General features: G+C 68.2%; 11 protein-coding genes. 9 read left to right on the forward strand and 2 right to left on the reverse strand.

The window, feature by feature from the left end:
- Positions 1-30: 30 nt before the first annotated feature.
- Together ABL840_RS31245 and ABL840_RS31250 are read left to right on the forward strand one after the other, a co-directional pair.
- A complete protein-coding gene (locus ABL840_RS31245) occupies positions 31-321 on the forward strand; it encodes a type II toxin-antitoxin system Phd/YefM family antitoxin (RefSeq protein ID WP_093198480.1) in 291 nt (96 codons plus the stop codon).
- Positions 318-641, forward strand: coding sequence for a type II toxin-antitoxin system RelE/ParE family toxin (locus ABL840_RS31250; RefSeq protein WP_093302191.1), 324 nt, complete (start codon positions 318-320; stop codon positions 639-641). Before ABL840_RS31245 ends, ABL840_RS31250 begins: the two co-directional genes overlap by 4 nt.
- 17 nt (positions 642-658) lie before the next feature.
- Here ABL840_RS31250 and ABL840_RS31255 read toward each other — a convergent pair whose 3' ends face one another.
- Entirely contained in the window at positions 659-2,635 is a 1,977-nt protein-coding gene (locus tag ABL840_RS31255; protein ID WP_418116073.1) for an AAA family ATPase, read from the reverse strand.
- An 86-nt stretch (positions 2,636-2,721) separates the two neighbouring features.
- Positions 2,722-5,238: an ABC transporter permease gene (locus tag ABL840_RS31260; RefSeq protein WP_093302193.1), complete on the reverse strand. Its 2,517-nt coding sequence runs from the start codon at positions 5,236-5,238 to the stop codon at positions 2,722-2,724.
- Between the two features lie 202 nt (positions 5,239-5,440).
- On the opposite strand from ABL840_RS31260, the gene ABL840_RS31265 reads away from it, so the two are divergent.
- The 7 genes from ABL840_RS31265 (at position 5,441) to ABL840_RS31295 (ending at position 14,157) form a co-directional block, all read left to right on the forward strand.
- On the forward strand, positions 5,441-5,740 hold the full coding sequence (locus ABL840_RS31265) for a hypothetical protein (RefSeq protein ID WP_093302195.1): 300 nt from the start codon (positions 5,441-5,443) through the stop codon (positions 5,738-5,740).
- A 97-nt stretch (positions 5,741-5,837) separates the two neighbouring features.
- A complete protein-coding gene (fdnG, locus tag ABL840_RS31270) occupies positions 5,838-8,915 on the forward strand; it encodes a formate dehydrogenase-N subunit alpha (protein ID WP_143042935.1) in 3,078 nt (1,025 codons plus the stop codon).
- 3 nt (positions 8,916-8,918) lie between these two features.
- A complete protein-coding gene (gene fdxH, locus ABL840_RS31275) occupies positions 8,919-9,878 on the forward strand; it encodes a formate dehydrogenase subunit beta (protein WP_093198046.1) in 960 nt (319 codons plus the stop codon).
- A 13-nt stretch (positions 9,879-9,891) separates the two neighbouring features.
- Positions 9,892-10,515 carry a formate dehydrogenase subunit gamma gene (locus ABL840_RS31280; RefSeq protein ID WP_093302200.1) on the forward strand — a complete coding sequence of 208 codons (624 nt, stop codon included), beginning with the start codon at positions 9,892-9,894 and terminating at the stop codon, positions 10,513-10,515.
- 10 nt (positions 10,516-10,525) lie between these two features.
- Entirely contained in the window at positions 10,526-11,554 is a 1,029-nt protein-coding gene (gene fdhE, locus ABL840_RS31285; protein ID WP_093302202.1) for a formate dehydrogenase accessory protein FdhE, read from the forward strand.
- Positions 11,554-13,002, forward strand: a complete 1,449-nt coding sequence (gene selA / locus ABL840_RS31290; protein ID WP_093302204.1) for an L-seryl-tRNA(Sec) selenium transferase — start codon at positions 11,554-11,556, stop codon at positions 13,000-13,002. The genes fdhE and selA overlap by 1 nt, the downstream gene beginning before the upstream one ends.
- A 39-nt stretch (positions 13,003-13,041) precedes the next feature.
- On the forward strand, positions 13,042-14,157 hold the full coding sequence (locus ABL840_RS31295; protein WP_093302206.1) for an acyl-CoA dehydrogenase family protein: 1,116 nt from the start codon (positions 13,042-13,044) through the stop codon (positions 14,155-14,157).
- Positions 14,158-14,169: the final 12 nt, after the last annotated feature.

Consider the following 14,169-nt stretch of genomic DNA (forward strand, 5'->3'; position numbering starts at 1 on the left):
GAGTCCGACCAGGAATCAGGGATGAGCACCATGAATTTCTCGACCCAAGTCAAACCCATCAGCTACCTCAAGAGCCATGCCGCGGACATCGTGAAGACGCTGTCCGACACTCGTGAACCGATGCTCATCACCCAGAACGGCGAAGCCAAGCTCGTGGTGATGGATGTTCGCTCCTACGAGGAGCACGAAGCCACGCTCGCGCTTCTCAAGGTGTTGGCGCTCGGCAACCGCGAGATCGAGCAGGGCCAGTTCCGCTCGGCGGAAGATGTATTTGCGGACCTGGACCGGCAAGACGCGGAAGACGACAAAGACACGAAATGAAGGTCGTGTTCCTGCGCTCTGCGGAAGCCGACCTGAAGGACCTGAGGCGCTATCTCATCAGGAATTTCGGTGCGCAGGCCTGGACAGACTGCTACGGAAAGATCAGGAAGTCCGTCGCGATGATCGAGGCCCATCCGGAAGCCGGCCGGGTTCCCGAAGAGCTCGAAAACCTGAACGCCGCCCAGTACCGGCAGGTCATATCGGGCATGAATCGCGTCATCTATGAGGTGAGAGCGGACACGGCTTACATCCACGTCGTCTGCGACACGCGAAGAGACCTGAAGGGCCTGCTCATGCGACGCATGGTCGGCGCCGCATGAGTTGAGGGCCGCGCCCGTCAGGCGACCTCTGCCGGCTGCTCCACCTGCTGGCTTACAGCGACGGCCTGCTCTTCGACGCGCTGCGCCGCTGGAGCCTCCACAGGCACTACAGCTACAGGCTCGACGGGCTTGGCGCTCTCGGCGACCACCGGCTTTGCCGGTTCGGGAGTCGCAGGTGCCGGCACTTCCGCAGGCGCGACGGCCGGTGCAGCGACTGCAACAGGCGCTGCTTCTGCAGGCTTTGCGCTTTCCACGACGGCTGGCTCTACCGTCTCAGGCTTCGCTGCTTCGGCCTTTGCAGGAGCGACGACCTTCGCCGGCTCGGGCACAGGAATCGCGGGTGCTGGCGCGGCCACTGCGACAGGTGCTGCCTCCATCGGCTTGGCGCTTTCCGCGGCAAGGGGCTTGGCAAGCTCGGACTTTGCAGGCTCGGCCTTGACGGGTTCAGGCTTCGCGGCCTCGGTCTTCGCGGGAGCAGGAATCACGGCCGCCGCCTCGGCGGACTTGGCCGACTTCGCAGGCTTCGCGGGCGCGGGCTTCACCGGTTCCGGCGTCGCCACCACGGGCTTCGAGACTTCCTGCTTCACCGGCTCGCTCGCCATCCGGCTCAGCGCCAGCGCAGCCTTCAGCGGGAACAGCGTGCGCTCGTCGCCCTCCGCGGCATTGCTCACCGTGGTGCCCGCGGTCTCGCTCAGGCTGGCGGTGCGCACCGCGTCGAGCCGGTGCGCGGGCACCATGAACGGCGAATGCGTGGTGTAGACGATCTGGTTGCCGAAATCCTTCTCCAGGTGCGCCAGCAGGTCGGCCTGCGAATGGGGGTGCAGGTGCAGGCCGGGCTCGTCGAGCAGCAGCACGGCGTCTTCCGCGTTGCCGCCACGAGTGTCGGCGAAGAAGGCGACGTAGAACGAGAAGAACCACTGGAAGCCGCGGCTGCGCTCTTCCAGGTTCACCTCGACCTCGTAGGCGGCGTTCGGGTCGGACACCAGCGTGTCGAGGTACTGGCCGTCGAGGTTGAAGCGAACCTTCAGCGCGCGGTCCTTCCAGATGCGGCGGATCTCGGCCGTCACCACCGAGCCGGCGCGGTTGACGAGCTGGTTGCGCGTGGCCTGGTCATTCCTGTCGAGCAGGGCCTGCAGCTGTCGCAGGTCGAGTCCCGCGACCTTGCACAGCTTGCCGAAGCTCCGCTGCTCGGGCGTGAGCTGGCCCCAGCCCTCGCGCCCCAGGTATTCGGCGATGTTCTGGCGGCCGGGCAGCGCCGGGTATTCGTCGACGTAGACAAAACGCGGCAGCTTGCCGATCACCCATTCCTGCGCGCGCTCCAGCGCGGGGGCGTCGTTGGCGATGGAAAGCGCGGTTTCCTCCAGCTCGGCGAGCATCTGGTCCTGCTTGTCGCTGAGCTCGGCGCCCGACACGGCCAGCGCCTTGCGCAGGGCCTGGGCCGCCTTGATGGCGCCCGCCGACCACTTGATGTAGTCGGGGCTCATGATCATCGCGGCGTCGAAGACGTCGGTTTCCTGCTCGAGAGCGGCCTTCGCGGCTTCGTCGGCGACCTTCTCGGCGGCCGCCTTCACGGCCGGCACGATCTTGCGGACCTTGGCCTTGGTGTCGCTCACGTCGAGCGACAGGGCGCCGAGCCCTTCGAACCCGGCCGAGCGGGCGGCGGCATAGCCCCGGCTCGCGGTGACGTGGCGCACGCCCGCCGCGCGCGGCAGGATCGCGGCCAGCTCGGCCTGCTCGCCTTCGTCGAGGCTCCAGCGCGTGAACACGACCGGGGTGTCGCCCGTGCACTCTTCCAGGCGGCGGTGGCGCGGGAAGTCCTTGATGGGGCTGAGTTCGGCAATGCCTTCAGCGGGGTTCAGGCTGTGGAGCGCACGCAGCAGGTTCGACTTGCCGCTGTCATTCCGGCCGAGGATCGCGGTGATCTGCGTGGAATCGATGAGGCCGCTGTCGTTGATCGAGCGAAAGTTGGTGATCTGGAATGACGCCAGGCGCATGCGAGGATTTCTCTCTTCTGAAATGAGTACGGGGCCGGGGAATGTATTGCATCCCCGGCCCCGTCTCGCCCCGAAGAGAAGAAAAATTACTCGGCCGCGCGTCGCAATGTGTCGACCACAGGCCGGCGAAGCACCTCGCGCAGGCCCCACCACCCGGCGCCGAGCGCCAGCACCGCGCCGGCCAGCGCACCGGCCACCGGCACCAGCGGCGAAGCGGTCCAGGTGAACTCGAACACGTAGCGCGCCAGCCCCCAGCCGATCAGCGCGGCCACGATGCTCGCGAGGAAGCCCGCCAGCAGGCCCACGCCCGCGAGTTCGGCGCGCTGCACCTGCCGCAGCAGGCTCGCGCGAGCGCCCACCGCGCGCATCACCGCGAACTCGCGCGCGCGCTCCTCGCGGGTGGCCGTCACCGCGGCGAACAGCACCACGAGCCCAGCCGCGAGCGTGAAGCCGAACAGGAACTCGACCGCGCGGATCACCTGGTCGAGCACGCGCTGCACCTGGTTGATGGTGGCGCTCATGTCGACGTTGGTCACGTTCGGGTAGCTGCGCACCAGCGCGTTGTCGAAGCCGCGCGTCTCGGGCGCGCGGAAGGCGCCCATGTAGGTGGTGGGCACGTCGGCCAGCGAGGCCACCGTGTACATCACGAAGAAGTTGGCGTGCATCGAGCCCCAGTCGACCTTGCGCAGCGAGGTGATGCGCGCGTCGTTCTGCATGCCGCCGATGTCGAAGCGCAGCATGTCGCCCATCTTGAGGCCCAGCGTCTCGGCCAGGCCCTCTTCCACGCTCACCTCACCAGCCGCACCCGGCGTCCACTTGCCGGTAGTGATGCTGTTGTGCGCAGGCGCGTCCACGCTGTTGCTGAGGTTGAACTCGCGGTCCACCAGGCGCTTGGCGCGGTCTTCGGTGTAGTCGTCGGGAGACACCGGCTTGTCGTTGATGGCCACGAGGCGGCCGCGGATCATCGGATACCAGTCGAACTTGCTCACGCCCGCGTCGCGCAGCGACTTCTGGAAAGCCTCGCTCTGGTCGGGCATGACGTTGATGACGAAGCGGTTCGGCGCATCGGGCGGCGTGGCCTGGCGCCAGCTCGCCACGAGGTCGGTGCGCAGCAGCACCAGCAGCACCAGCGCGAGCAGGCCCACCGAGAGCGCGCTGACCTGCACCACCGCGTAGGCCGGCCGCGCCGAGATCTGCCGCGTGGCCAGCACCAGCCAGCGCGGCGCGGTCGCCTCGTTGACGCTGCGGCGCAGCACCTTCACCGCCAGCCAGCTCAGCAGTGCGAACACCGCCACCGCGCCCGCGAAGCCGCCGACGGCGATCAGGCCCAGCTTGATGTCGCTGCTCGCAGCCATCAGCAAGGCCGCGAAGCCCGCAACGCCGACGCCCAGCACCGCGAGCGACGCAGGCTTGAGCCCGCCCACGTCACGCCGGATCACGCGCAGCGGCGGCACGCGCGCCAGCTGCAGCACCGGCGGCAGGCCGAAGGCGAATAGCAGCGTGAGCCCCATGCCCAGCCCGAAGGCCACGGGCCACAGCGTGGCCGCGGGCAGCGCGGTCTCGACCAGGCCCGCCAGCAGCAGCACGAACACGTAGTGCACCGCGAAGCCGATGGCCACGCCCAGCGCGCTGGCGACGATGCCGATCACCGCGAACTCGAAGGCATAGGCGATGGCGATGGTGCGCTGGCTCTGTCCGAGCACGCGCAGCATCGCGCAGTCGTCGAGGTGGCTGGCAGCGAAGCCGCGAGCGGCCAGCGCCACTGCCACCGCCGACAGCAGCGCCGCGAGCAGCGCGACCAGGCTCAGGAATTTCTCGGCGCGGTCGAGCGTCTGGCGCATCTCGGGCCGGCCGCTTTCGAAGGAGTCGAGGCGCACGCCGCGCAGCTCGCCCTTCTTGATGGTGGCGTCGGCCCAGTCGGTGAAACGCTTGACCGCGGCGTCGCTGCCCGCCACGGCATAGCGGTAGCCCACGCGGCTGGCAGGCTGCACGAGCCCGGTGCGGGCCACGTCGGCCTGGTTGAGCATCACGCGCGGAGAGAAGCTCATGAAGCCGGCGCCGCGGTCGGGCTCCAGCGTGATGACGCGCCCCACGCGCAGGCCGGTGTCGCCCAGCAGCAGCGTGTCGCCGACCTTGAGCGCCAGCGAGTCGAGCAGCGATGCGTCGACCCAGGCCTCGCCAGGCGGCGGGATGTCGCGCGTGACGGCGCCGGCGCCGTCGATGGTGGTGGAAGTCTGCAGGCTGCCGCGCAGCGGATAGCCAGCCGTCACGGCCTTCAGCGCCACCAGCTTGCTGGCGCCGCCCTGCGCGTCCTCGGCCCGCGCCATGGTCGGAAAGCCGTAGGTGGGCGTGCCCTGCAGCCCCAGCGACTTCGCCTGCGCCACGAAGGCCTCGGGCGTCGGGTTGTCGCTGACGATCACCGCGTCGCCGCCCAGGAGCTGTCGCGCGTCGCGCTTGAGGCCGCCCTGCAACCTGTCGGCGAAGAAGCCGACGGCCGTGAGCGCGGCCACGGCCAGCAGCACGGCGACGATCAACAGGCGCAACTCGCCGGCACGCAGGTCGCGCCAGAGCGTGCGCCAACCCAGGCGGAGGGAGGCATTCATGGCGCGAACGATAGCCGACGCCCGGCGGCATGGCGGGTTTCGAGGGTTATTGCGCTCCTTTTGCCCTTGATCCTGGCAGGATGCTGTCGCATGATGCGACAAACGCATCCCGTTTGTCGCAAACCGGGCACGCCCGGCAAGCGGAATACGAGGCCATAAAAACAGCCCGTTGCCGGACCCGTCCTTCCCACAAGGAGTGTCGATGCCACGATGTCAGCAGCAGCGCTTGCAGATCATCGGCCTGTGCCTGGCCGCGGGCCTGCTGGCGAGCGCCTGCGACCCCAAGCCCTCCTCGCCGCCGATGCCGAAGGCCTCGACCGGCGCGAGCCCGACGGGCATCGCCCCCGCCGCCTCCGGCGACAAGGTCGAATCTTCCACCTCACACCAGGGCCCGTCCGAAGGCGGCGCGGCCGTGGGCGGCATGAGCGGCCCGGGCGGCACCGGCTCTTCCGGCGGTGCGGCGCCCGCGCCCAGCGGAGGCGACGGCACCGCGCCGAAGTAGCCGGCGCGGCCCGCCAGGTTCATTCGAGTTACCCGCAAGAAGAAAAGAAGACCACGATGAAACACCCCATCACTTCACCGCTGCAGGAGGTTCCGTCATGGACATGAACCGCCGGCAATTCTTCCGCGTCAGCAGCGCGGGGCTGGTCGGCTCCAGCATCGTGGCGCTCGGCTTCTCGCCGACCGCTGCGCTGGCCGAGGCCCGCAACTTCAAGCTCGCGCGCACCACCGAGACGCGCAACACCTGCCCGTACTGCTCGGTGGGCTGCGGGCTCATCATGTACAGCCTGGGCGACAAGGCGAAGAACGTGGTGTCCGACATCCTCCACATCGAGGGCGATGCCGACCACCCGGTGAACCGCGGCACGCTGTGCCCCAAGGGCGCCGGCCTGCTCGACTTCGTGCACAGCCCCATGCGCCTGAAGTACCCCGAGGTGCGCGAGCCCGGCGGCACCGAGTGGAAGCGCATCGGCTGGGACGAGGCGCTCGACCGCATCGCGAAGCTGCTGAAGGCCGACCGCGACGCCAACTTCCAGACCACCAACGCCGACGGCAAGACCGTGAACCGCTGGACCAGCTCCGGCATGCTCTGCGCCTCGGCCTCGTCCAACGAAACCGGATACATCACGCACAAGGCATTCCGCTCGACCGGAATGCTGGTGTTCGACAACCAGGCACGCGTCTGACACGGACCCACGGTGGCCAGTCTGGCCCCGACGTTCGGCAGAGGCGCGATGACCAACCACTGGCAGGACATCCAGAACGCGGATGTCGTGCTGATCATGGGCGGCAATGCCGCGGAGGCGCATCCGTGCGGCTTCAAGTGGGTCATCGAGGCCAAGAAACGGAACAAGGCAAGGCTGGTCGTGGTCGACCCGCGCTTCACGCGCTCGGCAGCCATGGCGGACTACTACGCGCCGATACGCGCCGGTTCGGACATCGCGTTCCTCGCGGGGGTCATCAACTACCTGCTTGGCAACGACAAGATCCAGACCGAGTACGTCCGCAACTACACCAACGCGACCTTCATCGTCGGCCCCGACTACAAGTTCGAGGACGGCCTGTTCAGCGGCTACAACGCCGAGAAGCGCAACTACGACCCCAAGTCGTGGGGCTACGCGCTCGACGAGCAGGGCATGGCCAAGGTCGACATGACCATGCAGGACCCGAACTGCGTGCTGCAGGTGATGAAGCGGCACTACTCGCGCTACACGCCCGAGATGGTGAGCCGCATCACCGGCACGCCGAAGGACAAGTTCCTGAAGGTCTGCGAGTACATCGCGAGCACCAGCACCTCCCAGCGCACCATGACCATCATGTACGCCCTGGGCTGGACGCAGCACAGCCAGGGCTCGCAGATGATCCGCACCGGCGCCATCGTGCAGCTTCTGCTGGGCAACATCGGCGTGCCCGGCGGCGGCATGAACGCGCTGCGCGGCCACAGCAACATCCAGGGCCTCACCGACCTGGGACTGCTGTCGAACTCGCTGACGGGCTACATGTCGCTGGCGCGTGACAACGAGCAGACGCTGGAGGACTACTACAAGACCCGCGCGCTCAAGCCCCTGCGTCCCAACCAGATGAGCTACTGGCAGAACTACCCGAAGTTCTTCGTCAGCATGCAGAAGGCCTGGTGGGGCAACGCGGCCACGGCCGAGAACGACTGGGCCTTCCACTACCTGCCGAAGATCGACAGGCTCTACGACGTGCTTCAGGCCTTCGAGCTCATGAACCAGGGCAAGCTCAACGGCTACATCTGCCAGGGCTTCAACCCGGTGGGCTCGTTCCCCGACAAGAAGAAGATCGTCGACGGGCTCTCGAAGCTCAAGTTCCTGGTCACCATCGATCCGCTGCAGACCGAGACCAGCGAGTTCTGGCGCAACTTCGGCGAGTTCAACGACGTCAAGACCGCCGACATCCAGACCACGGTGTTCCGCCTGCCTTCCACCTGCTTCGCGGAGGAAGACGGCTCGCTCACCAACTCCAGCCGCTGGCTGCAGTGGCACTGGAAGGGCGCGGAGCCGCCGGGCGAGGCCAAGGGCGACATCGAGATCGTCGCGGGCATCTTCAACCGCATCCGCGCGGCCTACGCGAAGGACGGCGGCGCCTTCCCCGACCCGATCGTCAAGCTCACCTGGCCCTACAAGATTCCGCACTCGCCCTCCGCGCAGGAGCTGGCGATGGAATACAACGGCCGCGCGCTGGCCGACCTGACCGACCCGAAGGACCCGACCAAGCCGCCGCTGGCCAAGGCCGGCGAGCAGCTATCGGGCTTCGGCCTGCTGCGCGACGACGGCAGCACCGCCAGCGGCTGCTGGATCTACGCCGGCGCCTGGACGCAGGCCGGCAACCAGATGGCACGGCGCGACAACGCCGACCCGTACGGCATCGGCATGGTGCAGAACTGGGCGTGGGCCTGGCCCGCTAACCGGCGCATCCTCTACAACGGCGCCTCGACCGACCCGACCACCGGCAAGCCGTGGATCGCGAAGCGCGGCCTCGTCGCGTGGAACGGCAAGCAATGGGGCGGCGCCGACGTACCCGACATCCGCCCCGACGCGAGCCCGACCGACGCCGACGCGGTGCGTCCCTTCATCATGACCGCCGAGGGCGTGGCACGACTCTTCGCCCCCACCGGCATGGCCGAGGGCCCGCTGCCCGAGCACTACGAGCCCTTCGAGTCGCCGCTGGTCAACAACCTGATGCACCCGAACAACGAGAAGGCGCGCGCCAACCCCGCGGCACGCATCTTCAAGGGCGACCTCGAGAGGCTCGGCGTGCCGAAGGACTTCCCGTACGTGGCAACCAGCTACCGGCTCACCGAGCACTTCCACTACTGGACCAAGAACGTGCGCACGTCGGCCATCATCCAGCCGCAGCAGTTCGTCGAGATCGGCGAGGAGCTTGCCAAGGAGAAGGGCATCGGCCACGGCGACATGGTGAAGGTGTCGAGCAAGCGCGGCTTCATCAAGGCCGTGGCTGTGGTCACCAAGCGCATCGTCGGTCTGCAGGTGGACGGGCGCACGGTCCACACCGTGGGCCTGCCGAACCACTGGGGCTTCGTCGGCATCGCGAAGCCGGGCTACCTGGTGAACACGCTGACACCCTTCGTGGGCGATGCGAACACGCAGACGCCCGAGTACAAGTCGTTCACCGTGAACATCGAGAAGGCCTGAACGATGTCCTCTCTTCAAACCCTCGACATCGCCGCCCGCTCGGCCACGACCACGCCGTCGCCCGAGATCCGCCATCGCCCGCAGGTGCAGCCGCTCGCGAAGCTGATCGACGTGTCGGCCTGCATCGGCTGCAAGGCCTGCCAGGTCGCGTGCATGCAGTGGAACGACTTGCGCGACGAAGTCGGCACCACGCACGGCACCTACGACAACCCGGTCGACCTCACGCCGGCCTCCTGGACGGTGATGAAGTTCTCCGAGGTCGAGCCCGAGGCCGGCAAGCTCGAGTGGCTGATCCGCAAGGACGGCTGCATGCACTGCGACGACCCCGGCTGCCTGAAGTCGTGCCCCTCGCCGGGCGCGATCGTCAAGTACGCCAACGGCATCGTCGACTTCATCAGCGAGCATTGCGTGGGCTGCGGCAACTGCGTCACCGGCTGCCCCTTCGACGTGCCGCGCATCAGCAAGGTCGACAACAAGGCCTACAAGTGCTCGCTGTGCTCCGACCGCGTGGGCGTGGGCCTGGAGCCGGCCTGCGTGAAAGCCTGCCCCACCGGCGCGCTGCACTTCGGCACCAAGGAAGACATGCACGAGTACGCCTCGGAGCGCATCGTCGACCTGAAGGAGCGCGGCTTTTCCAACGCCGGCGTGTACGACCCGGCGGGCGTGGGCGGCACGCACGTGATGTACGTGCTGCAGCATGCCGACCGGCCGCAGCTCTACGCCGACCTGCCGAAGGACCCGCAGATCAGCCCGCTGGTCTCGCTGTGGAAGGGCGTGGCCAAGCCGCTCGCGATGGTTGCCATGATCGGCGCCGTGGTGGGCAGCTTCTTCCACTACATGAAGACCGGCCCCATCGAGCCCAAGGACGACCACCCCGACGCCGACCGCGACGGCAAGCCCGACGACGTGGTGGTGATCGAGGAGCCGCCGGCCTCGCCTTCATCCAACGCACCCCGCGCATGAGGAGAAGAACGCGATGACACGCTACTACCTTCGCCGCTACCGCGACGCCACGCGCATGAACCACTGGTTCGTCGCGATCATGTTCTTCGCCGCCGCGCTCTCGGGCCTGGCCTTCTTCCACCCCAGCCTGTTCTTCCTGACCAACCTCTTCGGCGGCGGGCCGTGGACGCGCATCCTGCATCCCTTCATGGGCCTGCTGATGGTGCTGGGCTTCGTGTTCCTGTTCTTCACGATGTGGCGCGAGAACATCCTCGACAAGGGCGACCGCGAGTGGATCGCCAACGCGCCGAAGATGCTCAAGGGCGACAAGTCGGGCATGCCGCCGGTGGGCAAGTACAACGCCGGGCAGAAGCTGGTGTTCTGGGCCTTCGGCATCAGCCTGCTCCTGCTGCTGGTGACGGGCTTCATGTTCTGGAGCCCGTGGTTCGTAGGCTTCTTCCCGATCCTCGTGCGGCGCATCGCGGTGGTGGTGCACGCGGCCTCGGCCGTGGTGCTGATCCTTTCGGTCATCACGCACATCTACGCGGCGATCTGGGTCAAGGGCACGCTGCGCGCGATGACGCGCGGCACGGTCACCGAGGGATGGGCCAAGCTCAATCACCCTCTCTGGCATCGCAAAATGACGCGAGGTGAGTGATACTGCGCCGATGACGAGCTCCCCCGGCAACCCACCGCCGATCCGGACCACACGCATCCTCGAGCCTGAGCAGATAGCCATGCAGGCCGGGCGGCAGATGCCGTTCCTGCGCCTGCCGGTGCGCTCCCTCGTGTTCTCCGACCGGCAATTGCGGCTGCGCCAGCTTGCAGCATCGCATCCGATGCGCGAGTACCTGATCTTCATCGCCGACCTCGCGCAGGCGCAGCACCAGGTGCTGCAGGACTACGCGCCGGTCGAGCTGCCCGAATCCGAAGCGCTCGAAGCCGCCGCGAAGGTGCTCAAGCCGCCGATGCCCGCCTTCGGCTGGACGCGCGATCCCGTGTGGCTGAAGGAACTGCGCCGCCTGCTCGGCCTCTTCCGCGCCCGCTTGCCCGAGGGCCCCGCGCGCGACACGCTCGACCGCGTGGTGGCCGCTGACGATGCATGGGTCAACGAGCAGGCCGATCGTCTCTCGCGCCGCATCATGTTCGGGCTCGACCTCGCGGCCGCGCCGCTGATCGCCGCCGGGCTGCAGGCCTACTGGACGCAACTGGTGCTGCAGGTCGCCGAGCGCGAGGGCGAGAACATCTACGGACGTACCGATCCCGGCAACGAATGTCCCTGCTGCGGCAGCGCGCCGACAGTGAGCATCACGCGCATCGGCGCCGACGAAGCGGGCTTCCGCTACCTGCACTGCTCGCTGTGCGGCACCGAGTGGCATTACGTGCGCATCAAGTGCACGCACTGCGAGAGCACCAAGGGCATTCACTTCGAGTCGCTCTCGCCGCAGCCCGGCGTAGAGCTGCCTGCGACAGGCGCGCGTGACGGCGCCGTCAAGGCCGAGTGCTGCGACAGCTGCGGCCATTACCTCAAGCAGATCGCGATGGAGAAAGACCCCGAAGTCGAACCTGTCGCCGACGATCTGGCGAGCGTCACGCTCGACCTGCTCGTCTCCGAAGCCGGCCACCAGCGCAGCGGCCACAACCTGATGCTGCTCTTCGGCGACCCCGAAATACCCGACGACGGCGGAGGCGGCTGATGGCGATGCCCGAAGAGTCCGTGGTCCACGGCTCGACGGCAAGGCCCCAGGATCTGCCTTCTGTCGATCAACTGCTGCGCCTCGCCGTGCCGGGCGCATTGCTGGCCGAGCACGGCCATACGCTGGTGGTGAAGGAAGCGCGTGCGCTGCTCGAAGGGCTTCGCGCGCGGGCCGTGGCGGGCAAGCTCGCCGCTGCCGACGTGCAGCCCGACGCGCTGGGCGATGCGCTCGCATCGCGCATCCAGGCCCGCCTCGCGCCGCGCATGAAGGCGGTGCTGAACCTCACGGGCACCGTCATCCACACCAACCTCGGTCGCGCGCTGCTGGCCGACGCGGCGCTGCAGCGGCTGCTCGCGGTGATGACATCGCCCAACAACCTCGAGTACGACCTCGCCACCGGCAGCCGCGGCGACCGCGACTCGCTGGTGGAAGAGCTGCTGTGCACCATCACCGGCGCCGAGGCGGCCACGGTGGTCAACAACAACGCGGCTGCCGTGCTGCTCACCATCGCGGCGCTGGCGCGCGAGCGCGAGGTGATCGTCTCGCGCGGCGAGCTGGTGGAGATCGGCGGCGCCTTCCGCATGCCCGACGTGATGGCCAGCGCGGGCGCGCGCATGGTCGAGGTCGGCACCACCAACCGCACGCATCCGCAGGACTATGAACGCGCCATCAACGAGCGCACCGCGCTCGTGATGAAGGTGCACACCAGCAACTACGCGGTGCAGGGCTTCACCGCCGCGGTCGACGAAGCCACGCTCGCCGGCATCGCGCACGCGCGCGGCGTGCCGCTGGCCACCGACCTGGGCAGCGGCTCGCTGATCGACCTCGCGCACTACGGGCTGCCGCGCGAGCCGCTGCCGCAGGAGATGCTCGCGGCCGGCTGCGACGTGGTCACCTTCTCGGGCGACAAGCTGCTGGGCGGACCGCAGGCCGGGCTCATCGTGGGCAGCAAGGAGGCCGTGGGCCGCATCCGCAAGTTCCCGATGAAGCGCGCACTGCGCATGAGCAAGCTGCCGCTGGCCGCGCTCGAAGCCACGCTCTCGCTGTACCTGCGGCCCGAACGCCTCGCGCAGGACCTGCCGACGCTGCGGCTGCTCACGCGGCCCGCCGATGCGATCCGCGAGATGGCCGAGGCGCTGAAGGCGCCGGTACAGGCCGCCGTGTCGCCGCGCTTCACCGTCGAGGTGGTGCCGCTGCTCGGGCAGATCGGCTCCGGCTCGCTGCCCGTCGAGCGCCTGCCCTCGGCGGGCCTCGCGCTGGCACCGGCCGGCACCTCGAAGAAAGGCATCGGCACCACGCTCGATGCCCTCGCCACCGCGCTGCGCGGCCTGCCGCTGCCCGTGATCGGCCGCATCGCCGAAGACCGCCTGCTTCTCGACCTGCGCTGCCTCGAAGACAGCGCCACCTTCACAGGCCAGCTCGACACCCTGCGCGAGCGGCTGATGTAGCAGACCCCGATTCCCTCAACCACCTGTCTGGAGAAAGCGATGAACCCCCTCGAAGTGCTCGCCGGTATCGAAACGCAAACGCTGCAGCCCCTGGCACAGCGCACCGACGCAGAGGGACGCTTTCCACGAGAGACGATCTCGGCGCTGGGCGAGGCCGGCCTGCTGGGGCTGGTCTCGGCCGCGTCGGTCGGGGGCCAGGGGCTGGGCCTGAAGGAAGCCGCGCAGGTGGTGTCGCGCATCGCGCAGACCTGTCCGTCCACCGCGATGGTGGTGTGCATGCACTACTGCGCCACTGCCGTGCTCGAACAATTCGGCCCCGAAGCCACGCGCCGCGCGATCGCCAACGGCAAGCACCTGAGCACGCTCGCCTTCTCCGAAGCCGATTCGCGCAGCCACTTCTGGGCCCCCACCAGCACCGCCCGCGCGGACGGTTCGAACGTGGTGCTCGACGCCCGCAAGAGCTGGGTCACCTCGGCCTTCGAGGCCGACAGCTACGTGTGGTCGAGCAAACCTCTCGCGGCCGAAGGCGCAAGCACGCTGTGGCTGGTCGACGCCAAGTCCGACGGCCTGAGCCAGCCTGGCCGCTTCGACGGGCTGGGCCTGCGCGGCAACGCCTCGACGCCGATCACTGCAAAGGACGTGCGCATCGCGGCCGGTGCGCGGCTCGGCGAGGACGGCAAGGGCTTCGACACCATGATGGGCGTGGTGCTGCCGTGGTTCTCGGTGCTCAGCGCCGCATGCTCGACCGGCCTGATGGAAGGCGCCCTGAGCCGCGCCATCGGCCATGTGAGCCAGACGCGGCACCTGCATCTCGATTCGTCGCTGGCCGACCTGCCCACCGTCCGAGCCTATCTGGCAAAGGCACGCATCAAGGCCGACATGACGCAGGCGCTGCTCGACGACACCATCGCCGCCATCGGCGCGGGCCGCGCAGACACCATGCTGCGCGTGCTCGAGGTAAAGGCGGCAGCAGCCGAATCCGCTCTCGAAGTGACCGACATCGCGATGCGCGTGTGCGGCGGCGCGGCCTTCCGCAAGGAAGCGGGCATCGAACGCCTCTTCCGCGATGCGCGTGCATCGAGCGTGATGGCGCCGACCTCCGACGTGCTCTACGACTTCATCGGCAAGGCCATCACCGGCCTGCCGCTGTTCTGAGAAAGGAGCCGC

The sequence above is a fragment of the Variovorax sp. NFACC27 genome (assembly GCF_048301545.1).
GTDB lineage: Bacteria > Pseudomonadota > Gammaproteobacteria > Burkholderiales > Burkholderiaceae_C > Variovorax > Variovorax gossypii.

Excerpts from the sequence above, each read along its gene's own strand:
- ABL840_RS31260 (WP_093302193.1), bottom strand. The coding sequence starts at position 5,238 with ATGAATGCCTCCCTCCGCCTGGGTTGGCGCACGCTCTGGCGCGACCTG.
- selA (WP_093302204.1), top strand. The coding sequence starts at position 11,554 with ATGGCGATGCCCGAAGAGTCCGTGGTCCACGGCTCGACGGCAAGGCCC.
- ABL840_RS31255 (WP_418116073.1), bottom strand. The coding sequence starts at position 2,635 with ATGCGCCTGGCGTCATTCCAGATCACCAACTTTCGCTCGATCAACGAC.
- fdxH (WP_093198046.1), top strand. The coding sequence starts at position 8,919 with ATGTCCTCTCTTCAAACCCTCGACATCGCCGCCCGCTCGGCCACGACC.
- ABL840_RS31250 (WP_093302191.1), top strand. The coding sequence starts at position 318 with ATGAAGGTCGTGTTCCTGCGCTCTGCGGAAGCCGACCTGAAGGACCTG.
- ABL840_RS31245 (WP_093198480.1), top strand. The coding sequence starts at position 31 with ATGAATTTCTCGACCCAAGTCAAACCCATCAGCTACCTCAAGAGCCAT.
- ABL840_RS31265 (WP_093302195.1), top strand. The coding sequence starts at position 5,441 with ATGCCACGATGTCAGCAGCAGCGCTTGCAGATCATCGGCCTGTGCCTG.
- ABL840_RS31295 (WP_093302206.1), top strand. The coding sequence starts at position 13,042 with ATGAACCCCCTCGAAGTGCTCGCCGGTATCGAAACGCAAACGCTGCAG.
- ABL840_RS31280 (WP_093302200.1), top strand. The coding sequence starts at position 9,892 with ATGACACGCTACTACCTTCGCCGCTACCGCGACGCCACGCGCATGAAC.
- fdhE (WP_093302202.1), top strand. The coding sequence starts at position 10,526 with ATGACGAGCTCCCCCGGCAACCCACCGCCGATCCGGACCACACGCATC.